This window comes from Glaciecola sp. 2405UD65-10, assembly GCF_048820975.1.
In the GTDB taxonomy this organism is placed as follows: Bacteria; Pseudomonadota; Gammaproteobacteria; order Enterobacterales; family Alteromonadaceae; genus Glaciecola.
Window position 1 is genome coordinate 289,615 of record NZ_JBMEUF010000001.1, and the last position, 22,695, is coordinate 312,309.

The window sequence follows — 22,695 nt, forward strand, 5'->3', positions numbered from 1 at the left end:
AGTCATAGGCAAAGCAATAAGTTAGTGTATCTATTGGAAATTAGGTAGAATATGCAAAGATTTAATAACATGCGTAGTTTATGCCAAAAAATAATGTAGCCTCTGATCCACTTGAACCAAAGTCTCGCGTAACGGTGAGTCGTTTTCTCAAGTACATCAAACCTTTCCGATTCCTTTTTCTTATTTCTATTATAGGCATGATTGGCTATGCCTTAGTTGATGTGTATGTGTTATCACAAATTGAGCCACTTATTGACAATAGCCTTCGTGACGGTGATTACGACTTTCTAAAGTTGGCTGCTTATTTCATTGTGCCGCTGTTCATTCTTCGTGGAGTCTTTAACTTTATGGGCACTTACACACTTGAATATATTGGCACACAAGTGGTTAAAAAGATGCGCCAAGAACTGTTTGATAAATTCATTCATTTGCCAGTTGAATTTCATGATCATCATTCGTCGGGCAGCTTAATCTCCAAAATAATTTATGACACTGAACAGGTGCGAGCTGCTTCAGGAAAAGCCTTACTAACTTTAGTACGTGAAGGTATGTTTGTAGTGGGTTTAATAGTCGCTATGTTTATTGCCTCATGGAAATTGTCTATTATATTTCTATTAATAGGCCCATTGGTGGCCGTGATTGTTACTTTTGTAAGTAAACGATTTCGTAAGGTCAGTAAAGCTATTCAACAAGCAATGGGGTCTTTAACCTCTAGTGTTGAAGAGGCTGTAAAAGGCCATAAAGTGGTATTGATGAGTGACGCTCAAGCCTTAGAGGCCAGCAAATTTGAGCAAAAAAACAATCAAAATCGCTTACAAAATATGAAGCTCGTAACTTCACAAATACTTAGCGTTTCAAGTATACAAATAATAGCCTCAATTGCTTTAGCATTTGTACTCTATGCGGCTAGTTTGCCTAGCATGGTTGAAGAATTAACCCCGGGAATCTTTATAAAAGTAGTGCTATTTATGGTGATGCTACTAAAACCTTTGAAAGCGCTCACCACGGTAAATACTCAGTTTCAAAAAGGTATGGCCGCCTGCGGAAGCATTTTTGAAATACTTGATCAAGAGAACGAAAAAGACACAGGTAAAATTGACTTAGGTAAATCCAAAGGCGCGATCAGTTTAAAAAATGTTACTTTTACTTATCCAAGTAAAAAAAGCCCTGCCATTAAAAATGTTAGTTTTGACGTTAAGCCGGGGCAAACTATTGCATTAGTGGGGCGTTCGGGTAGTGGCAAATCAACACTTTCTAGTTTGTTAACCCGCTTTTACGCTCCGGATTCAGGTGAAATTTTGCTAGACGGCGTAAACACAAATGACATTAGTTTAAGAAGCATTCGTAAACAATTCGCTTTAGTATCCCAACAGGTAGTGTTATTTAATGACACTATTGCCAATAACATCGCTTATGGCAAGCAGGAAGAAGTGAGCCGAGAGCAAATTATTGAAGCTGCCAAAATAGCGCACGTAACAGATTTTGTAGAACAGCAAGAGAATGGGTTTGATACCTTAGTAGGTGAAAATGGTTTAATGCTATCAGGCGGTCAGCGACAAAGAATCGCAATTGCAAGAGCCATTTTAGCCGATGCGCCCATTCTAATTTTAGATGAAGCTACTTCAGCCCTTGATACCGAATCAGAAAAATTTATTCAACACGCTTTGGATGAATTGCAGCGTACCCGTACTTCGATTGTGGTGGCGCATCGTTTATCAACCATTGAAAACGCAGATGTGATTATGGTGGTTGAACAAGGTGAGGTACTTGAAATGGGTGATCATCAATCATTGTTAGCAAAAGGTGGTATGTACAAAACCTTGCACGACATGCAGTTCTCAGCAGATATTTAGACGCACATCATGAGTCTTCAAAACGCGTGGTATACAAAACAAAAATGGGTGTGGATCTTAGCGCCATTCACTTTATTGTTTTGGTGTATATCTAGCTTGCGCAGAGCGTCTTTTAAATTAGGTTTTAAGCGCATTAAGCGCTCACGGCTGCCGGTAATAATTGTAGGGAATATAAGTGTTGGCGGCAATGGCAAAACACCCGTTACCTTGGCGCTGGTAGAGTATTTGCAGTCACAAGGCCACACACCTGCAGTATTATCGCGAGGCTATGGCGGTTCACAAACTACATTCCCTCACTTATTAACACCGCGTTGTAAGCCCAGTGTAGTAGGCGATGAACCTGCGCTTATGGCGAAACGCTTAAATTGCCCTATTGTAATTGACCCAAAGCGGGCGCGCGGCAGTGAATACATTGAACAGCATACGAAAGCGAGTGTAATTATTTGTGATGACGGCTTACAACACTACGCTTTAGCACGCAGTATTGAATTGTGTGTTCTTGATAAGCGCGGTATAGGAAATGGCTATTTGCTTCCAATGGGCCCATTACGTGAAGGAGCGTGGCGTTTAAATTCGGTTGACGCTTGCATATTAAATGCAAATGAAGAAGAAAACGCGCTGGTGAATAAGTTAAGTTCGGTGCGTTCTCCGTTATTTACTATGGCGCTAAAAGCGACGAGTTGGGTCAATGTTGCGAGTAATGAACGAAGAAGCCTTCAAGATTTCAGTTTAGAAGGCAAAAATGTAGCCGCCTTGGCGGGTATTGGTGATCCTAAGCGTTTTTTTAGCACTTTGCACAATATCGGAATTATGCCAAGCAAGGAAATTTCGCTACCTGACCACCATCATTTTCAAGCAAGCGATGTCCCATCAGGATATACTGTGCTTATGACAGAGAAAGACGCAATTAAATGCGCCAATATTGCGCATAGTGATTGCTGGTATTTGCAGGTAAATGCAGTATTACCCGAAACCTTTTATGCGTTTTTACAAACCAAACTCGCACAAGAAACTTATAAATAATTCGAAACGGAGAAAACATGGCTTTTGATAAAAAGTTACTCGATATCATTGCTTGCCCAGTCTGTAAAGGGCAACTTGTATTAACCACGTTACCCGAGCGATCTGAGCAAGAATTGGTATGCAAATTTGATAAACTTGCCTATGCAATAAAAGACAATATCCCTGTATTGCTTGAAACCGAAGCGCGTGAAATAAGCTTAAGCGAATATGAGTCGCTGAAGTAACATTTCAGTACCATGCTAATTAAACATTGTTATTCATAAGGATATAGTATGTCTTTTGTCGTTATTATTCCGGCTCGATACGGGTCAACTCGATTCCCCGGTAAACCTTTAGCTTTGATTAAAGGCAAGCCCATGATTCAGCACGTTTATGAACGCGCTTTAGAAGCTGGTGCTGATGATGTGATTGTGGCAACCGATGATCAAAGGATTGGTGATATTGTTGAAAGTTTTGGTGGAAAAGTGTGCTATACCGCAAATAACCATGAATCAGGGACAGAGCGAATTGCCGAGGTACTAACTAAGCTCAACATTGATGACAATACCACGGTTGTTAATGTGCAGGGTGATGAACCCTTTATTCCACCCGAAAACATACAACAAGTAGCGCAAAACTTAAATGAAAGCGCGATGCAAATGGCAACCTTGTGCTTTCCAATATCACAACGTAGTGATATAGATAACGCAAATGTGGTTAAAGTAGTGTTCGCACAAAACGGCAAAGCGCTTTACTTTTCACGTGCCCCCATTCCTTTTGATAGAAATTGGGTGCAAAATACGCAACACATGCAAGCAAACAACTACTTTAGGCATGTTGGTATATATGCTTACAATGCGGGGTTTATTCACAAGTATATTACGTTAGCGCCAAGTGCTTATGAAACAATTGAATCGCTAGAGCAACTCAGAGTCTTGTATCACGGCTATGATATACACGTTGAACAAGCTCATGCCGCGCCGCCTCACGGGGTAGATACCCCGGAAGACTTGGCGCGTTTAAATGCTTGAGCGTAAGGCTTAGTCTTCTACTCTAACACCCCATAAATCGTGTTCGTTGGCGTGAATAATTTGAACCCAAACTTGTTCACCCGGCGTCACGTCAAATTCATCACTTAAGTAAACTTTGCCATCAATTTCTGGCGCGTCCATGTAAGAACGGCCCACAGCACCAATATCTGTGACTTCATCAATTAATATTAAGTATTCTTGACCAATACGTGATTGCAGCTTTTGTGCACTAATTTGTGCTTGCACAGCCATAAAACGTTGCAACCTATCTTCCATTACTTCATCAGGTACATGGTCAGGTAAGTCGTTGGCTTTAGCGCCTTCAACAGGTGAATACTTAAAACAACCTACGCGATCAAGTTGTGCTTCTTCTAAAAAGTCCAACAACTCGTTAAACTCTTCTTCTGTTTCACCAGGGAAACCCACTATAAACGTTGAGCGAATCACTAGCTCAGGGCATACTTCTCGCCACTGCTTAATACGTTCTAAGACTCTATCTGAGCTGCCAGGACGCTTCATTAGCTTTAGAATGCGCTTGTTGGCGTGCTGAAAAGGAATATCTAAATAGGGTAAAATTTTACCTTCGGCCATTAAAGGAATGAGTTTGTCTACATGAGGATAGGGGTATACATAGTGCAAGCGAACCCACACACCTTGTTTGCCCAACTCCTCGCACAGCTGCTGCATATGCGTTTTTACCGGCATGCCTTCCCAAAAATCGGTTTTATGCTTCACGTCAACGCCATAGGCTGAGGTATCTTGGGAAATTACCAGTAACTCTTTTACACCCGCGTTGACTAAACGCTTAGCTTCACCTAGAACGTCGCCTACTTGGCGTGAATCTAGATCACCGCGCATTGACGGAATGATACAAAAGGTGCATCTATGGTTGCAGCCCTCTGAAATTTTCAAATATGCATAATGTTTGGGCGTAAGCTTAACGCCGTGGTCAGGTACTAAATCTATTAGTGGGTTGTGCTTTGGTTTAGCAACATGCTCGTGAACCTGTGACAATACTTCATCGTAGGCGTGAGGGCCGGTCACACCCAATACGTTAGGATGCAATTCAATAATTTCATCTTTCTTGGCGCCTAAGCAACCTGTAACCAGTACCTTTCCGTTCTCTGTTAAAGCTTCACCAATTGTATCAAGTGATTCTTGCACCGCCGAATCAATGAATCCACAGGTGTTTACAATCACCATGTCGGCATCTTCATAGCTGTTAGTAACGTCATAACCTTCAGTGCGCAATTGCGTAAGAATACGCTCCGAATCAACAAGATTTTTGGGGCAGCCAAGGCTAACGAAACCAATGCGTGATCCTGTGCTTTGATTACTTGTGCCTAGGCCATCAGGCATGGTTTTAACGGCAATTTTCTGCTCGTAATCTTCTAAGGATTTCTTTGACGTTTCTAATGTCGTAGTTTGTTGCGGTTTATATGTTTTAACGCTCATGAGTGTTTGTTGTGCCTGTTTGAAGAAGATAAATAGCCGGAACTTAGTCTTGCTACGAAGCTACAAGTCACCGTTTAAAAGTGGCGTTGTAGCATAATGGCGCTGATTATACATGTTAGCCTCAACTTTTTCACTATAGCTGTAATTGAGTATTAAGAAGAAATATACCCATCTAAAGCCACAAATAGCTTTTATTATATTAATTAGAAATATAAATAATAGAACTGGTTCTAATTTTCATTAACTTATTGTATTTAAATTGTTAAAGACCCTGCAAATACAGCCGATTATAGAGTAAGTGTGTATTATTTCGTCTCATTCGTTGCAGTTTCTAGTGGAAAGCGTCATAATATTAAGTAGAACACTAATTAATTGTTCTCATAATTCACCGTTAAATAAAGAGGAAGTATGTCGTTTAGTGATAAAAAGCGCGTAGTAATAAAAGTGGGTAGTGCGTTAATTGCTCCAAATAATACCGGATGCAGCCCGCATAACCTTCTAGCTATTGCTCAATTCATTGTAAAATGTAGGCAATTAGGCAAACAAGTTGTATTGGTTTCATCTGGCTCAGTAGCTGCTGGTAAAAAGTGGTTTGATGCACCTGAAATGTCTAAAACCTTAAAAAAGGCAATGGCAGCAACAGGGCAAACAAGCATGATGAAACTTTGGGATAGACTTTTCGACTTCCCAACCGCGCAATTATTACTCACAAACGATGACTTAAGCCACCGCGAACGTTACATAAGCATTAAAGATACGCTTGAGGCTTGCTTAGAGCATGGCGTAATGCCCGTAGTAAACGAGAATGACACGGTTACTTCTGATGATCGCAAAGTAGGTGATAACGATAATTTATCAGCGATGGTGGCCACTTCAATTGGTGCTGATACACTTATTTTATGTACTGATGTAGCAGGCCTATATGATAAAAATCCTCATAGCCATGATGATGCAAAACTCATCAAAACCGTTGACAAAATTACATCTTCTACATATTTAATGGCAACAGGTGCCGTTAGTAGTACTGGAACCGGTGGCATGCGCACTAAAATTGAAGCCGCAGAAAAGGCAACTAGCCATGGTATTGATACTTACATTTTAGATGCTTTCAATGGGAAAAACTTTGAATTGTTGCTCGACAACAGCAATCCAGGTACGCATTTTGTAGCATTTAACAAACCTGTTTCTTCAGCAATTCATTGGCGAACTCACACTTCAAAAGCCCGTGGTGAAGTGATTGTTGATGAAGCCGACATGGAACTAGGTGATATTCAAGATACCTTAACGAGCAGTAGCTTATTGGCTATCAATGGTGAGTTTTCAGTAGGTGACACCATTATGGTTAAAAACGATTCTGGCAAAAAGTTGGCTAAAGCAAAAACAAATTACAGTAGTTGTTTGCTTAATTATTTAGCCGATAAAGACATTCGAGACAAACTCGATGACAATTCATCTTTACTTACCGATTCAATAATATCTGATGAGCACATTGCCGTACTAGGAACCCAATAATATGATTCGCGAATTATCGAAACAAGCCAAAATTGCAGCTCGCGTATTATTACGTTTATCAGAGCAAGAAAAAAACACAGTATTACTAGATATGGCTAAAGCCTTGAAAGAAAATACTTCAGCTATTTTAGACGCCAACAAAGCTGATATGGAGCACGCAAAAGTCAATAACTTGCCTGATTCTATGTTAGATAGGTTGTTACTTAATGCTGATAGAATTAATGATATGGCCGCTGGGCTTGAAACAGTTGCTTCTTTGCCTGACCCAGTAGGTAAAAAACGTGAAGTAACGACTCGCCCAAATGGATTACAAATTAGTAAAGTAAATATTCCTTTAGGCGTGGTTTGCATGATTTATGAAGCGCGCCCAAATGTAACTGCTGATGCAGGCGCTTTATGCTTTAAGTCGGGCAATAGTGTTATTTTGCGTGGCGGAAAAGAAGCCCTGCATTCGTCTAAAGCAATTGCAAGCGTGATGCACGAAGTATTACGCGCACATAATTTACCCGAAGCGTTAATTTCGGTTGTGCCTGATCCAGCACGCGAATATATGATGGAACTCATGCAGCAAAAAGACTACATTGACGTAATTATTCCTCGTGGCGGTGAAGGGTTAATCAACTTTGTTACGGAAAACAGTTTGGTGCCGGTGATACAACACTTTAAGGGCGTTTGTCACTTATACGTAGATGAGCATGCTGATTTACAAAAATCCCTCGATATTTTACTCAATGGTAAAACTCAAAGAACCGGTGTGTGTAATGCACTTGAAGGCTTAGTTGTTCACGAAGCTATAAAAGATACTTTTTTGCCGCTAGCGAAAGATGCGCTAGCTAAACATAAAGTTAAAATAAACGCATGTGAAACGAGTGCCCCTTATTTTGATAACGCCACTATTTTAAAACAGAATGACTTTGGGCAAGAGTACTTAGGTTTAGAGTTGGCGGTTAAAACAGTAAATGATATTGATGGCGCAATTGCTCACATTGATCAATTTGGCAGCAACCATACTGAAGTTATTTGCACTGAAGATGAAGCGAATAGCTTATTGTTTCAACAATGTGTTGATGCATCAGTGGTAATGACAAACGCATCATCACGGTTTTCTGATGGCAGCCAATTAGGCTTAGGGGCTGAAATAGGTATTGCAACAAGTAAGCTCCATGCTTATGGTCCAATGGGCTTAGAAGCATTAACAACTGAAAAATTCTTAGTGGTGGGTGACGGACAGGTAAGAGCCTAAGTTGTGAGTTCATTATAGATGAGGAATGTTTCAATACTTAGTTTTGAGGTATCATTGGCAGCAAACTAATCTTGTGACTTTTTTATCTAGTGTTGAAATATCCTTTAAAATGTTTTGATGAAGGGGGGCGAATGAAACCGCCCCTTCTTTTATATATAGCACTTCTATTTGTATGCAGAGGGCTTTTAATATTAATCGTTTCTTTATCGTTTCGTGAAGATAGTGAACTTTTGATTCGGATGTTTTATCCACAGCCTGAACACTTCAACTTATCATTAATCCCCATGATCCCCTCATTGTTTGCCCTGTACCTCATTAGCAAGCGGAACAGTTTGTGGGAAAGTAAACGCTATCACTTGTTTGCATTACTGAGCAAAGTAGTCAGCCTTGCTCTTCTATTGGATTTAGCAGTTCAAACCTACGTTCTATCCCAAACGCATTTTCAGTATTCCTTGGCGCATGGGCTAAACTTAGTATTGCTATCGCTGTTTATTTCCTACCATTTAAAAAGCCGCTATTTAAAAGACGCTTATATAGACTGGAAAACGCCTTAAGTTTAAACACATCGATTAATGAGATGTGTGCTGGCTTATTGCCTGCTCAAAGTATTCCAGTACGGTCATATCACCATTATTTACCAAGCGTTGGTAACAAATGCCTGCAAATGCAAATGAATGGTCACCAATAACTAAAAACAACGCTGGGGCATCCACGTTGCTCTCATCGTAAAACCACTGCCCACCACATAGTTTTTTAAACGTTTCACCCACATATGCGCCATATACATTACAAATGGTAAATACCGCTTTGTCATCTAAAGCAATATCTTGATATTTTTTTAAGTAAGAAAGCAAAATATCATCTACCAACGAAATACTTTGCTTACTGTAATCTAATGGTATTGAAAATTCATCATTGGCTATAGTGACCGCATCGTTGGCGCTATCTTTCATTAATTGAGCAAGTTCTTCATTTTTCATTATTTTCACTATTGTTGTATTTAAATTAGTTTCTCGCGAATTTAAAAGCTAGGTAAAGCTTAAAAAGACGGGGCTTCAAGGTTCCTGTTTTGCAAAATTAAATCGGCTAACATTTGTGTGCCAGGGCCTATTTCATCAGGGCTTGGGCATACTAAAAAAGCAGTTGTTCTTAAAAATTCACTGCCTTTAACTTTCAGCTTTTTTAAACTACCGTTATGAATATACTTTGCAGCTACGTGTTTTGGTAGCCAGCAGAAGCCAATTTGCTCCATGAGTAATGAAACTGCAGTGTCAAACTGGCTTACCGTCCATCGATTTTCTGACTTTAACCATCCTGATGCCTCGTGGGGAGATTGCGACGTATCTTTAATTACTATTTGAAGATGTTGGGCGAGTGCATTTGGATCAAGTGGGCCTGTTGCATTAGCAAGCTCGTGTAAGGGATGGCAAACTAAAACAAAGTCAACGGTTTGTAGTGGTTCGCCCAAGTGCCCTTTAGGAACATGCATTAAAATGACTAAATCCGCTTTTTTATGGCTGACCGCCTCGGCACTTCCGGTTAATACGGTATCAATAATTTTTAAACGAGAGCCTCTACTTTGTGTTTGAAATTGCTTTAATACCGGTAGTAAAGCTTCACGAGGGTAGGCTAGGTCTACACATATTGTAATTTCAGGCTCCCAATCTTGGCGCAAGTTGATGGCCAGCTGTTCAAGCGATTCTACATGTTGAGTTAAATCTCGTGAGCGCCTAAGCATCACTTCACCCGCTTCACTTAACTGCGCTTTACGCCCAACTACATGTAAAAGTTGTACACCTAACTGAACTTGCAGTTTCGATACCGCATGGTTTAAAGAAGACTGACTTTTATTGAGTGCTTGAGCCGCTTGTGCATAGCCGCCGTGATCAACCACCGCTTGTAATATACGCCATTGTTCTAATGTTGTTTTCGGGCGATACACAGCGTAACCTCATGGAATATTTAGTATGATTAAAAAAACGTAATTTACCTTAACTGAACTATCCTTGTTTTACCATAGTAATCAATATATTACTTTTAGGAATTAAACTTTGAAATATAACGCATTTCTACCTTTTAGCGCTTTAATTGCATTGGCAATGATCAGCATTTTTGTTCATTTTAAGATTGTGCCACCAGGCGCTGATTTGCTAAATGAAATTAATGATGTATTTAAAGATGGATTTTATGGCGTGATTTTTTTAATCATACTATTAGAAGCTATTGTTTACATTGGATTCTATTTCCCCGGGCAGTTTTTCGCGGTTATTTTAGTGGTCGGCGCTAAACCCACTGCACTTGATATCGTGTATTTAACCTTAGCTATGGTTTTAGCCGCTACTTTAGGTTCTTTATTAAATTACGAGCTAGGAAAAGCTTCAACTAAGCATCGCTCAGAAGAAGATCAGCCTCCGTCATGGAAACAACTCTTATTGGCGATGATTCATATTAATTCTTTAGCGTTTTTTATGTTCTCTCAAGGTGCAAAAGGCAGAGCAAGAAAAATTGTGTATCTAGCGGGCTTACTAAATCTTCCTTATTATTTGTTGCTTATTGCAGCCACTAGTTTGCTGAGTGAGCAAGTGATGGCTATGGCTGAAAACACCATTTTACTTATTTCATTAATTGGCGTTTGGCTGTGTGTGGCAGTTTATTTAGATGTAAAAAAATACCGCCAAGAACATAGTGAGCAATACAATTAAACACACTTTCTACTTTGTGATATATGCAATGGCGCGTGATGCTGCAATAAGCCCAAAAGTGGCGGTTACTCCCACAAATGCGCCAAACCCTGTAGTGCAGTCCATTTTATTGGCACCTTGGCTAGACTGTTTACTTTGCGTTATACCGCCATCAGGCGAGGGGTATTTTAATTGTTCGCTTGAGTAAATACATTCAACACCAAAATTGCGTTTGGGATTAGTGCTAAAATTATAATCTCTGCGAAGCTGCGAACGTACTTTAGCCAAAAGAGGGTCTTGGATTGTTTTGGCTAAGTCACCTTTGTTAATAAGTAGTGGGTCAAGTTGGCCGCCGGCGCCGCCAATACATATAACTTTTAATTTTAAACGTTTACACCTTGCCACTATAGCTGCTTTAGCTTTTACGCTATCGGCTGCATCAATGACTACGTCAAAAACATCGTTACTAGGAATATAATCCACTACGTTTTCTACGGTGACAAAGTCCTCAATCAATGAAACTTGGCAGTCAGGGTTTATATCTTTTACTCGATGCTGCATAACTTCAATCTTACTTTGATCGAGTGTTGAATTTAGCGCATGAATTTGGCGGTTTACATTGCTTAGTGCCACATCATCTAAATCAATCATAGTAATATTGTTCATACCACTTCGAGCTAAGGCTTCTACTACCCATGAGCCAACACCACCAATACCAATGACACAAACTTTAGCTGACGCAATTTTATTGAGCCCTTCAGCTCCATATAGACGGGCTAAGCCAGAGAATCGTTCTTGGTATGACATATGTAATGGTAATCCGGTAACTAAGATAAAGTGAACCATTCTATTTTATAGAAAGGAATTAGCAAAATTTCGCATTTATTATTTTGATAAACGCATGCTTTAATATGCGGGCATGATAACAAATTAGTTAGCGACAATTCAGTATTTGGGCCAATATTTATTCCAAATACTGAAATCTAGAGGTAATGATGAGCAGTATTAAGACAATATTAAAAGGTAAGTCTGTTTCTGATGGAGCAGGCGTAAAGTTAAAAAGAATAATTGGGCAGGCTCAATTGATGCGCTTAGACCCTTTTTTATTGTTAGATGAATTTGGTTCAGACCAAGCTCAAGACTACATAGCCGGATTTCCTGCACATCCTCACCGAGGATTTCAAACCGTTACCTATATGCTAGCGGGTAAAATGCAACATAAAGATTCGGTTGGAAACACGGGAATAATTGAAGATGGTGGCGTGCAGTGGATGAACGCAGGCAGGGGAATTATTCACGAAGAAATGCCAATGCAAACGGCAGGCACCATGAGAGGTTTTCAGTTATGGCTTAATTTACCCGCTAGCGAAAAAATGTCTAAGCCAGCTTATCAAGATATTCTAAGTGCGCAAATTAATGAAATAAGTATTGGTGATAAATCGCATGCACGCGTAATCGCGGGAAGGCTACGTGACGTTGAGGGAGCGGTTAAAGATAATTTGCGGAAAACTCAGTTTTACGACATGCATATGAATTATGATGATACGATATCGTTTCGCACATGCTTGGGGCAATCAGGATTCATATATGTGTATGAGGGGAGTATTGTTATAGCGGGGCGTTTGCTTTCAAAAGGCGAAATAGGCGTACTCAATTTGACCGAAAAGATACAGATAGTGACACGTAAAAGTGCCAAATTTATCTTTTTGAGTGGTCAACCAATTAATGAACCAATTGAACAATATGGCCCTTTCGTTATGAACACAAAAGAGGAAATTCAACAAGCAATTTTGGATTTTCAGGCGGGGGCATTTAGCTAAGCACTTCTGCTAAGCTGATTATTATTAAAATCATATATGTAAACTAAGTACTGTTTTTTAAAGATAAATTTACGACGTTTCATTTTAATATCTCTCTGTTATACTGCCAGTACTCTATTGTTTACTGTATATATCTATAAATAAATATGTCAAAAATCACTTGTTTTAAAGCTTACGATATTCGTGGTGAGTTAATTACTCAATTAAATGAAAATGTAGCCTACCGTGTAGGTAGAGCCTTTGCTGAATACTTAACAGCAAAAACAGTTGTAGTGGGTGCCGATGCACGTAAAACATCACTACCTTTAAAGCTTGCTCTTACTGCGGGTTTGATTGATGGCGGAGCGAAGGTGTCAGATATAGGCGCTGCAGGGACCGAAGAAATTTATTTTGCGACCAAACATCTAGGGGTTGACGGCGGCATAGAGGTTACCGCAAGCCACAATCCTATTGATTACAACGGTATGAAAATGGTTAAAGCCGGGTCGGTACCCATCAGTGGTGATACAGGTCTACACGCTATTCGCGAATTAGCTGAATCTTATGATGAAAATTTAGTCAGCTCTCGCCTTAGCCATTTTGCTTCCGGCGATATAGTAAGTGATGCAGCCTTTATTGAAGGCGCTCATTCAGTAAAAGAAATTGAACTATTAGAGACTAAACTTTACGAGCGAATTAGTTGCGTAAACGATTATATACTGCACTTAAATGAATATATTGCGGTGTCGAAATTAAGCCCACTTAAGTTAGTAGTTAACGCGGGGAATGGCAGCGCAGGTCATATTGTTGATGCAATAGAATTATTTTTTAAACATCAAAACGTGCCGGTTGAATTTATCAAAGTGCATCATGAAGCAGACGGTAATTTCCCTAATGGTATTCCAAATCCTCTTTTACCAGAAAACCGTGCAGATACCGCACAAGCTGTAATAGATAATAAAGCAGATATGGGTATTGCTTGGGACGGCGATTTTGACCGTTGTTTCTTGTTTGATGAAACAGGCGAATTTATTGAAGGTTATTATATTGTTGGATTGCTTGCTCAAGCATTTTTAGATAAAAATAAAGGGGCTAAGATCATATATGACCCTCGCGTTTTCTGGAACACAGAAGATATCGTGAATAATGCTGGCGGTAAGCCGATTAAATCTAAAACGGGGCATGCGTTCATTAAAGAAAGAATGCGTAAAGAAGATGCGGTTTACGGTGGTGAAATGAGCGCACACCATTATTTTAGAGATTTTGCTTATTGTGATTCAGGCATGATCCCATGGTTATTAGTAGCTGAATTACTCTGCAAAACTAAAAAGCCTCTTTCTTCATTAGTAAAAGAGCGCATAGCCTTATTCCCGTCATCAGGTGAAATTAACTATAGAGTTGAAGATGCGGGTAAAACTATTAAGACTATAATAGAACATTACCAAGCAAATGCTGAAGTCGTTGATAAAACCGATGGTATAGGAATGGAGTTTGGTACATGGCGCTTTAACTTAAGAAAATCTAATACTGAGCCGGTAATCCGCTTAAACGTTGAGAGTAAAAACGATGAGGCGCTAATGAAAGAAAAAACGGCGGAATTAGAGCAATTAATACGCGGTTAACGAGCTATAAAAATCAATAAAAAAGGCGAATGTATAATCAACATTCGCCTTTTTTATTACAGATAAGCCATAAACAAATGACTTATAACCACTATGGTAGTAAGCATTGTACGTAAGTAGGTGTAGTCTAAAAGAATATCTTTTTCCAAGGCTAATACATATTTGTCATACATTAACACTCCGATATATGCGACCGAAAGGGCGCTTAGTAAAGAATTCCCTTCCAGGAATATAAGTGCTACCCAGGCAACTATACTTGGCAACATTGCAACGTATAGCTGGTGATCTTTGCGCCTATTTTGCAGCGCATCTAGCCAGTGTATCCCGCCAAAAAATGACAAAATAATTGCTGAGTACTGCACAAAATAAGTATAAGCCTGAAAGTACGACAAGGCCCCTGCAACAATTAGTAGCGGCAAGCCTATAAAGGGTAAAAGTCCCGCGTATCCAAGAACTTTAGCTGAAAAATGCATAATTTTCTCCGTAAGGCATAAAAAAATGGCGCTCAAAAAGCGCCATTTATTATCGTTTTAATGCAACAAGAATTACTTCTTGATAGGTGTGTACTCACGCTTACTATGGCCTGTGTACAATTGACGAGGACGACCAATTTTTTGACCTGGCTGGCTCATCATTTCATGCCAATGTGAAATCCAACCTACTGTTCTTGCTAAAGCAAAAATACAAGTAAACATATTGGTTGGAATACCAATAGCACTTAATACGATACCAGAATAGAAATCAACATTAGGGAACAATTTCTTCTCTGCGAAGTAAGGGTCGCTCAAGGCAATTCTTTCTAATTCCATCGCAACATCTAATAATGGGTTTTCAACATTAAGCTCTTGTAGTACTTCATGACAGCTTTCACGCATCACTGTTGCGCGTGGATCGTGGTTCTTGTAAACACGGTGTCCAAAGCCCATTAGTCGGAAAGGGTCACTCTTGTCTTTAGCTCGAGCAATAAACTCAGGAATGCGATCAACAGTGCCAATTTCTTCTAACATTTTTAAACAAGCTTCGTTAGCGCCACCATGAGCAGGACCCCATAAAGATGCTACACCTGCTGCAATACAAGCATAAGGATTAGCACCCGATGAACCGGCTAGACGCACAGTTGAGGTAGATGCGTTTTGTTCATGGTCAGCATGAAGTATAAAGATTCTATCCATAGCACGCTCTACAGCTGGGCTTATGACATACTCTTCAGCAGGAACAGAAAACATCATGTTTAAGAAGTTTGCAGCGTAGCTCAAATCGTTACGTGGATAAACGAAAGGCTGCCCTATGTTGTATTTATAACACATCGCTACTAGCGTTGGCATTTTGGCAATCAAACGATGCGCAGAACGGCTACGTTGGTCAGGGTCAGCAACATCTAAATCACTATGGTAGAAAGACGATAACGCACCAACAGTACCGCAAAGCATTGCCATTGGGTGGGCATCATTTCTAAAGCCATGGAAGAACATATTTACTTGTTCGTGCACCATGGTGTGGCGTGTAATGGTTTCTTTAAATTCGTTATACTCTTCACTATTTGGCGCTTTGTCATGTAATAACATATGACAAACTTCCAGAAAACTCGCATCACGAGCTAAATCTTCAATTGAGAAACCGCGGTGAAGTAGAATACCTTTAGCACCGTCTATGAACGTGATTGCTGATTCACAAGAACCAGTCGCCATAAAGCCTGGGTCAAAAGTAAAGTATCCGTGTGCACCTAGTGCTCTTACGTCAATAACTGGGTGGCCTTCAGTACCTTCCAAAATTGGAAATTCTACTTCTACGTCACCAGCTTTGAGGGTAGCGGTCTTATTTGACATTAAATTGCTCTCCTAAGTTTTGAGTATCCGATCTAACGGAAAAAGCGAGGATTTTGTTCACTATCTTTCACAAAATACTACACTTTTTGGGAAAAGTGCCGATATTCTTCACTTATTCACTAGCGAAGTCAATTTAAATGCACATGTGTTTAATATATATTCTTCATCACTCTAGCTGATATTGGTAATAAATGTTGGTTATAAACATATGTTTACTACTAAAGTCCCAATCATCAAGTAAACATTGCTATTCAAGCTTGAGGTTGATATATTCAAACCCGCTGAATTTAAAGGGATATTTGTACATACTTTACTAATATTTCATTCACAAAAATTTAACAATTAAATTTTCGCTATTGTTAAATTATTAACACACAACCACGTGTTACTTGGCATAAAAAAATAATTCTGCGTAAGTGCACGTTTAAACACACAGGCGTTTTATTGTGAAAAAACAAAGACCAGTCAATCTCGATTTGAGCACAATCAAATTACCACCCGCAGGGAGAGCTTCAATATTGCACCGTATTACAGGTGTTGCGATGTTCTTTGCATTATTATTCGTTATTTGGGCATGGGCAACTTCCATTGCGTCGCCTGAAGGATTTGCTTTAGTTAGTGATCTAATGAATGGTTTCGTAGGTAAATTCATAGCCATAGGAACGCTTTCTGCTTTCACATTTCATTTCATTGGTGGCATACGCCATTTAGTGATGGATATGGGCTACTGGGAAGAGTTAGAGTCGGGCAATACCAGTGCTAATATAGCTATTGGTTTGTGGATTGTAATTACCATCGTTATTGCTGGAGTGTTAATATGATAACTAACCAAGCATCAATTAAAAGAAATGGTATCCAAGATTACGTAACCTTGCGTGCATCAGCGGCTATCATTACACTTTTCGCAGCTTACATGCTGTACTTCTTTGTTTCCACCCCAACTGTAACCTTTGAAGTTTGGCAGGGTTTATTTGCTTCAGTTTATATGAAAGCATTTACCATGGCAGCATTGGTTGCAATCATGATGCACGTGCGCATAGGTTTATGGCAGGTGCTTACTGATTACGTAAAAGCGCATAAATTGCGTGCTGCTTTGCAGTTCATTTTAAATCTAATCGCATTTGCTTATGTTGCGATTGGTCTTTTCGTATTGTTGGGAGTTTAATATGACTTTACCTGTTCATGAATTTGATGCAGTTGTAATAGGAGCGGGTGGCGCGGGAATGCGTGCAGCTTTGCAAATTTCAGAATCGGGCCGTTCGTGCGCACTTTTATCAAAAGTGTTTCCAACACGTTCTCATACCGTTTCTGCCCAAGGTGGCATTACTGTAGCATTGGGTAATTCCCACGAAGATAATTGGGAATGGCACATGTATGATACCGTAAAAGGTTCAGATTACATTGGTGACCAAGAAGCCATTGAATACATGTGTAAAACTGGTCCAGAAGCAATTATTGAAATGGAAAACATGGGTTTGCCATTTTCAAGAACTGAAGATGGCCGAGTATATCAACGTCCATTCGGTGGTCAGTCAAAGAATTTTGGTGGTGAGCAAGCGGCAAGAACTGCAGCTGCTGCTGACAGAACAGGCCATGCTCTTCTTCACCTTTTGTACCAACAAAACGTTAAAAACAAAACAAAAGTGTTCTCTGAATGGTACGCACTAGATTTAGTTAAAAACCAACAAGGTCAAGTAGTAGGTTGTACTGCAATAGACATTGAAAGTGGCGAAGTGGTTTATTTCAAATCAAAAGCGGTTGTTCTCGCAACCGGCGGTGCAGGTAGAATTTTTGCTTCTACTACTAATGCACACATCAACACTGGTGACGGTGTTGGTATGGCCTTACGTGCAGGCGCACCAGTACAAGATATGGAAATGTGGCAGTTCCACCCAACGGGTATAGCTGGAGCAGGAACACTTGTAACCGAAGGTTGCCGCGGAGAAGGCGGTTACTTGCTTAACAAAGATGGCGAGCGTTTCATGGAACGTTATGCGCCTAACGCGAAAGATTTAGCGGGCCGTGATGTAGTTGCGCGTTCAATGATGACAGAAATCCGTGAAGGTCGCGGTTGTGAAGGGCCGTGGGGCACACACATTAAACTTAAGCTAGATCACTTAGGTAAAGATGTTCTTGAGTCTCGTTTGCCGGGTATACTAGAGCTATCTCGTACCTTTGCTCACGTTGACCCAGTTAAAGAACCAATTCCAGTAATTCCAACTTGTCACTATATGATGGGTGGTATTCCTACTAATGTTGATGGACAAGTTATCAACATTGACAAAGACGGTAACGAAACGCCAATGGATGGTTTATTCGCATGCGGAGAAATTGCATGTGTATCTGTTCATGGTGCAAACCGCTTAGGCGGTAACTCATTACTTGACTTAGTAGTATTTGGACGTGCAACAGGCCTACACCTAGGTAAGAGTATTGACGAAATTGAAGTTAAATCTGACGCATCAGCCTCTGATTTAGAAGGCGCTATGGCTCGCTTCAATCGTTGGGAATCATCTGATAAAGGTAAAGGCGAAGACCCAGTTCAAATTAAGAAAGATATGCAGAAGTGCATGCAGCTTAACTTCTCGGTATTCCGTGAAGGTGAAGCTATGGCAGAAGGCCTTAAAGAACTAGGTGAAATTCGTGAACGCTTACAGCACGCTCGTTTAGATGACAAGAGCAGTGACTTTAATACTCAGCGCATTGAATGCTTAGAGCTTGATAACTTAATGGAAACTGCATATAGCACAGCTGTTGCTGCTAACTTTAGAACAGAAAGCCGTGGTGCTCACAGTCGCTTTGATTTTCCTGAACGTGATGATGACAACTGGTTGTGTCATTCAGTATATGTTCCTGAGAGCGAAACTATGCGTAAACGCGACGTCAATATGGCGCCAAAAATTAGAGAGGCATTCCCTCCTAAAGCGCGTACATACTAAGAGGAGTATTGACCATGAAATTAGACTTTTCAATTTACAGATATAACCCTGATGTTGATGATGCACCTCGCATGCAAGAGTATTCTCTTGAAGTTGAGGAAGGCCAAGACATGATGGTGCTAGATGCGCTTCTTGCTTTAAAAGAATCGGATCCTACTTTATCTTTCCGTCGCTCGTGCCGTGAAGGCGTGTGTGGTTCAGATGGCATGAACATGAACGGTAAGAATGGTTTGGCATGCATTACGCCGTTATCAGCGCTAGGAAAAGGTAAAATAGTGGTTCGTCCACTACCAGGTTTGCCAGTTGTGCGTGATTTGGTTGTAGACTTGAGCCAGTTCTATACGCAATATGAAAAAATTAAACCGTTCTTGATTAATGACAACAAGCAGCCGCCGGCACGTGAACATATTCAAATGCCAGAAGAGCGCGCTAAACTTGATGGGCTATATGAGTGTATTTTGTGTGCTTGTTGCTCAACTTCATGTCCTTCGTTTTGGTGGAATCCTGATAAATTTATAGGTCCAGCAGGTTTGTTACATGCGTATCGTTTCTTGATTGATAGCCGTGATACTGCTACTGACGAACGTTTGAGCTATTTAGATGATGCATTTAGCGTATTTAGATGTCACGGCATCATGAACTGCGTAAGCGTGTGCCCTAAGGGTCTTAACCCAACAAAGGCTATCGGGCAAATTAAATCAATGTTGCTACAGCGAGCTTTATAATTGAAACACTTAGTGCGTTTTTTTAACTAGTTTTTAAATAGCTATCCAGCAATGGATGGCTATTTTTTTTATATAAGTTAAAAAAAACCTAAGACATTGGTTATATAAGATTTAAATTAAAAACTACATAGAATACAATACAGTCAATAACACTAATCAAGGCTAAACGATGCAAAATAGCGTGATGAAAGCATGGTGGGACTCTTCACACATGGCAGGAGCTAACGCTGCGTATGTAGAAGAGTTATACGAAGCATACCTCGAAAACCCTCAAGACGTCTCTGAAAACTGGAAATCAGTTTTTGATGCGTTACCAAAAGTTGACGGCGTTGCCGTTGAAGAAAATCATTCAAATATTCGTGAAGAATTTAAAAAAGTTGCGGCCGCTGGCCCAGCAGCTCGCATTGGCTCTGTTTCTGCAGCGCCAGGCGCATCTTCACCTGGTGATGAAAAACAGGTAAAAGTTCTTCAACTTATAAATGCATATCGTTTTCGTGGTCATCAACATGCTAATCTTGACCCGCTAGGTTTATGGAAGCAAGAGCGCGTTCGTGACTTAGAGCTATCGCATCATAATTTGTCTGAGAGTGATTTTGATACAATATTTAGTTTAGGTTCTTACGCTGTAGGCGCAGATAAACTAGACCTTAAAGAATTGTTTAAATCATTAAATAGAACTTACTGTGGCTCTATTGGTTCTGAATACATGCACATTACTGATACTGAGCAAAAACGTTGGATTCAACAACGTCTTGAGTCAGTAGAAGCTAAACCTGCTATTGATCGCGATGCTAAAATCAAAATTTTAAAAGGTTTGATTGCCGCTGATGGCATGGAAAAGTATTTAGGTTCTAAGTTTACTGGTGCAAAGCGTTTTAGTTTGGAAGGTGGTGATGCCTTAATTCCAATGTTAAAAGGTCTTATTACCGAAGCAGGTACAGCTGGTGCTAAAGAAGTAGTATTGGGTATGGCTCACCGCGGCCGCTTAAATGTGCTTGTTAATGTACTTGGCAAAAATCCATCGGTATTGTTTGATGAATTTGCCGGTAAGCACGACGACAGCCTAGGCGCTGGTGATGTTAAATATCATGCAGGTTTCTCATCTGATTTTGCTACCCCGGGCGGCAACGTTCACTTAGCGTTAGCGTTTAACCCTTCTCATTTGGAAATTGTTAATCCTGTTGTTATGGGTTCAGTAAGAGCGCGTTTAAATCGTCGCGACTGCACTGACGGTTCAGCCGTATTACCTATTACAATTCACGGTGACTCAGCGATTGCTGGTCAAGGTGTTGTGCAAGAAACATTTAACATGTCGCAAACGCGAGGCTTCTCAGTAGGCGGCACAGTTAGAATTGTAATTAACAACCAAGTAGGTTTTACCACTTCTAAAACCGAAGATACGCGTTCAACTCAATATTGTACTGATATCGCAAAAATGGTCCAAGCACCTATTTTTCACGTGAATGCTGACGATCCTGAAGCGGTTTCTTTTGTTACAAAATTAGCGCTAGATTATAGAAACAAATTTAAACGTGATGTGGTAATAGATTTAGTGTGTTATCGCCGTCATGGGCACAACGAAGCTGATGAGCCTAATGCTACTCAGCCTTTGATGTATCAAAAAATTAAAAAACATCCTGTTCCACGTCAAATATATGCTGACCAACTTATTGCTGAGGGAATAATTGCCCAGCATGATATTGATAAGCTAGCACTTGAATATAGAAACGCGCTTGACCACGGTGCATGCGTAGTTGAAGAATGGCGCCCAATGACAGAACATTCTGTTGATTGGTCACCTTATATTGGACATGACTGGGATGTAGATTACGACGGTAGTGTTCCTATTGAACGTTTAGTTGAACTAGGCGAGTCAATCAATAGTTTCCCTGAAGAACATAAGCTGCAGTCTCGCGTTAACAAACTGTATGCTGACCGCGCTAGTATGATTAGCGGTGACAAAATGCTAGATTGGGGCATGGCTGAAAACTTGGCCTATGCAACAATTTTAGATGGTGGCACTGAGATTCGTATGACGGGTCAAGATTCTGGTCGTGGTACCTTCTTCCATAGGCATGCTGTTCTTCACAACCAAAGTGATGCCAGCGATTACATGCCATTGCAACACTTACACAGCAAGCAAGGTAATATTGAAATATATGACTCAGTATTATCAGAAGAAGCAGTAATGGCCTTTGAGTACGGTTATGCTACCGCAGAACCTGCTACATTAACTATTTGGGAAGCTCAGTTTGGTGATTTTGCTAACGGCGCTCAGGTAGTATTTGACCAATTTTTGTGTTCAGGTGAAGCGAAATGGGGACGTTTATGTGGCTTGACAGTATTGCTTCCTCACGGTTATGAAGGGCAAGGTCCAGAACATAGCTCAGCACGCTTAGAGCGTTTCTTGCAATCATGTGCAGATCATAACTGGCAGGTATGTGTACCTTCTACGCCAGCACAAGTTTATAACATGCTTCGCCGCCAATCAGTGCGTCCCATGCGTCGTCCTTTGATTGTAATGTCACCTAAATCATTATTACGTCATCCGCTAGCGGTTTCTTCTTTAGAAGAACTATCTGCAGGTGTTTTCCACAACGTAATTGGTGAAATTGATGAGCTAGATAGCGCTAAAGTTGAACGTGTTGTTATGTGTTCAGGCAAGGTATATTACGACTTGCTAGAGCAGCGTCGTAAAGGGGAATTGAATAATATTGCGATTGTTAGAATTGAGCAATTATATCCATTCCCACAACAAGAATTAGATAAAGTGGTTGAACAGTATGCTCATGTAAAAGATTGGGTATGGTGTCAAGAAGAACCACAAAACCAAGGCGCGTGGTATTGTAGCCAACATCATTTTTGGCAATCAATTCCAAATGGCGCTAATTTAACATATGCAGGGCGTAAAGCATCTGCGTCGCCTGCAGTTGGTTATTTTGCAGTTCATACTCAACAACAAAAAGCATTGGTTGAAGATGCTCTCACAATTAAATAAGGAACCCCA

Annotated in this window: 21 protein-coding genes; 15 read left to right on the forward strand and 6 right to left on the reverse strand. The window is 40.3% G+C overall.

Annotated elements, in window-relative coordinates:
* Positions 1-80 precede the first annotated feature (80 nt).
* The 4 genes from msbA to kdsB are packed head-to-tail and all read left to right on the forward strand — an operon-like array spanning position 81 to position 3,886.
* Positions 81-1,853 carry a lipid A export permease/ATP-binding protein MsbA gene (gene msbA / locus ACOI22_RS01345; RefSeq protein ID WP_420669427.1) on the forward strand — a complete coding sequence of 591 codons (1,773 nt, stop codon included), beginning with the start codon at positions 81-83 and terminating at the stop codon, positions 1,851-1,853.
* 9 nt (positions 1,854-1,862) lie between these two features.
* Positions 1,863-2,876: a tetraacyldisaccharide 4'-kinase gene (gene lpxK, locus ACOI22_RS01350; RefSeq protein WP_420669429.1), complete on the forward strand. Its 1,014-nt coding sequence runs from the start codon at positions 1,863-1,865 to the stop codon at positions 2,874-2,876.
* Between the two features lie 17 nt (positions 2,877-2,893).
* Positions 2,894-3,100: a Trm112 family protein gene (locus ACOI22_RS01355; RefSeq protein ID WP_420669431.1), complete on the forward strand. Its 207-nt coding sequence runs from the start codon at positions 2,894-2,896 to the stop codon at positions 3,098-3,100.
* A gap of 48 nt (positions 3,101-3,148) precedes the next feature.
* Positions 3,149-3,886: a 3-deoxy-manno-octulosonate cytidylyltransferase gene (kdsB, locus tag ACOI22_RS01360; protein WP_420669433.1), complete on the forward strand. Its 738-nt coding sequence runs from the start codon at positions 3,149-3,151 to the stop codon at positions 3,884-3,886.
* 9 nt (positions 3,887-3,895) lie between these two features.
* Here the strand turns inward: kdsB and rimO are convergent, their stop codons facing one another.
* Positions 3,896-5,341: a 30S ribosomal protein S12 methylthiotransferase RimO gene (gene rimO / locus ACOI22_RS01365; RefSeq protein ID WP_420669435.1), complete on the reverse strand. Its 1,446-nt coding sequence runs from the start codon at positions 5,339-5,341 to the stop codon at positions 3,896-3,898.
* 408 nt (positions 5,342-5,749) lie between these two features.
* Here rimO and proB point away from each other — a divergent pair, with 408 nt between their 5' ends.
* The 3 genes from proB to ACOI22_RS01380 all read left to right on the forward strand — a co-directional run bounded on the left by proB (position 5,750) and on the right by ACOI22_RS01380 (position 8,650).
* Entirely contained in the window at positions 5,750-6,853 is a 1,104-nt protein-coding gene (proB, locus tag ACOI22_RS01370) for a glutamate 5-kinase (protein WP_420669437.1), read from the forward strand.
* A gap of 1 nt (position 6,854) precedes the next feature.
* Complete coding sequence (locus ACOI22_RS01375; RefSeq protein ID WP_420669439.1) at positions 6,855-8,096, forward strand: glutamate-5-semialdehyde dehydrogenase; 1,242 nt, start codon at positions 6,855-6,857, stop codon at positions 8,094-8,096.
* Between the two features lie 89 nt (positions 8,097-8,185).
* On the forward strand, positions 8,186-8,650 hold the full coding sequence (locus tag ACOI22_RS01380) for a DUF2919 family protein (RefSeq protein ID WP_420669441.1): 465 nt from the start codon (positions 8,186-8,188) through the stop codon (positions 8,648-8,650).
* 15 nt (positions 8,651-8,665) lie between these two features.
* Here the strand turns inward: ACOI22_RS01380 and ACOI22_RS01385 are convergent, their stop codons facing one another.
* Both ACOI22_RS01385 and ACOI22_RS01390 read right to left on the reverse strand, forming a co-directional pair.
* A complete protein-coding gene (locus tag ACOI22_RS01385; protein WP_420669443.1) occupies positions 8,666-9,076 on the reverse strand; it encodes a hypothetical protein in 411 nt (136 codons plus the stop codon).
* A gap of 59 nt (positions 9,077-9,135) precedes the next feature.
* Positions 9,136-10,038, reverse strand: coding sequence for a LysR family transcriptional regulator (locus ACOI22_RS01390; protein ID WP_420669445.1), 903 nt, complete (start codon positions 10,036-10,038; stop codon positions 9,136-9,138).
* A 109-nt stretch (positions 10,039-10,147) separates the two neighbouring features.
* Between ACOI22_RS01390 and ACOI22_RS01395 the strand changes: the two genes are divergently transcribed.
* Positions 10,148-10,798, forward strand: a complete 651-nt coding sequence (locus tag ACOI22_RS01395) for a hypothetical protein (RefSeq protein ID WP_420669447.1) — start codon at positions 10,148-10,150, stop codon at positions 10,796-10,798.
* Positions 10,799-10,807: 9 nt separating this feature from the next.
* Here the strand turns inward: ACOI22_RS01395 and tcdA are convergent, their stop codons facing one another.
* Positions 10,808-11,584: a tRNA cyclic N6-threonylcarbamoyladenosine(37) synthase TcdA gene (gene tcdA / locus ACOI22_RS01400; RefSeq protein ID WP_420669449.1), complete on the reverse strand. Its 777-nt coding sequence runs from the start codon at positions 11,582-11,584 to the stop codon at positions 10,808-10,810.
* A 188-nt stretch (positions 11,585-11,772) separates the two neighbouring features.
* Between tcdA and ACOI22_RS01405 the strand changes: the two genes are divergently transcribed.
* Both ACOI22_RS01405 and ACOI22_RS01410 read left to right on the forward strand, forming a co-directional pair.
* The gene (locus tag ACOI22_RS01405) at positions 11,773-12,597 is read left to right on the forward strand and encodes a pirin family protein (protein WP_420669451.1); all 825 of its coding nucleotides are present in this window, start codon (positions 11,773-11,775) and stop codon (positions 12,595-12,597) included.
* Positions 12,598-12,743: 146 nt separating this feature from the next.
* Positions 12,744-14,198 (forward strand): phosphomannomutase CpsG, encoded by a 1,455-nt coding sequence (locus tag ACOI22_RS01410; protein ID WP_420669453.1) that lies wholly within the window; start codon positions 12,744-12,746, stop codon positions 14,196-14,198.
* Between the two features lie 56 nt (positions 14,199-14,254).
* On the opposite strand, the gene ACOI22_RS01415 is transcribed toward ACOI22_RS01410, so the two are convergent.
* The gene (locus ACOI22_RS01415; protein ID WP_420669455.1) at positions 14,255-14,671 is read right to left on the reverse strand and encodes a DUF3429 domain-containing protein; all 417 of its coding nucleotides are present in this window, start codon (positions 14,669-14,671) and stop codon (positions 14,255-14,257) included.
* Positions 14,672-14,743: 72 nt separating this feature from the next.
* Positions 14,744-16,024: a citrate synthase gene (locus tag ACOI22_RS01420; protein ID WP_420669457.1), complete on the reverse strand. Its 1,281-nt coding sequence runs from the start codon at positions 16,022-16,024 to the stop codon at positions 14,744-14,746.
* 446 nt (positions 16,025-16,470) lie between these two features.
* On the opposite strand from ACOI22_RS01420, the gene sdhC reads away from it, so the two are divergent.
* The 5 genes from sdhC to ACOI22_RS01445 all read left to right on the forward strand — a co-directional run bounded on the left by sdhC (position 16,471) and on the right by ACOI22_RS01445 (position 22,686).
* Entirely contained in the window at positions 16,471-16,845 is a 375-nt protein-coding gene (gene sdhC / locus ACOI22_RS01425; RefSeq protein WP_420669459.1) for a succinate dehydrogenase, cytochrome b556 subunit, read from the forward strand.
* Complete coding sequence (gene sdhD / locus ACOI22_RS01430) at positions 16,842-17,189, forward strand: succinate dehydrogenase, hydrophobic membrane anchor protein (RefSeq protein WP_420669461.1); 348 nt, start codon at positions 16,842-16,844, stop codon at positions 17,187-17,189. The genes sdhC and sdhD overlap by 4 nt, the downstream gene beginning before the upstream one ends.
* Position 17,190: 1 nt before the next feature.
* A complete protein-coding gene (gene sdhA / locus ACOI22_RS01435) occupies positions 17,191-18,963 on the forward strand; it encodes a succinate dehydrogenase flavoprotein subunit (RefSeq protein WP_420669463.1) in 1,773 nt (590 codons plus the stop codon).
* A gap of 14 nt (positions 18,964-18,977) precedes the next feature.
* Complete coding sequence (locus tag ACOI22_RS01440) at positions 18,978-19,688, forward strand: succinate dehydrogenase iron-sulfur subunit (protein ID WP_420669465.1); 711 nt, start codon at positions 18,978-18,980, stop codon at positions 19,686-19,688.
* Between the two features lie 169 nt (positions 19,689-19,857).
* A complete protein-coding gene (locus ACOI22_RS01445; protein ID WP_420669467.1) occupies positions 19,858-22,686 on the forward strand; it encodes a 2-oxoglutarate dehydrogenase E1 component in 2,829 nt (942 codons plus the stop codon).
* The last annotated feature ends 9 nt before the right edge of the window (positions 22,687-22,695 follow it).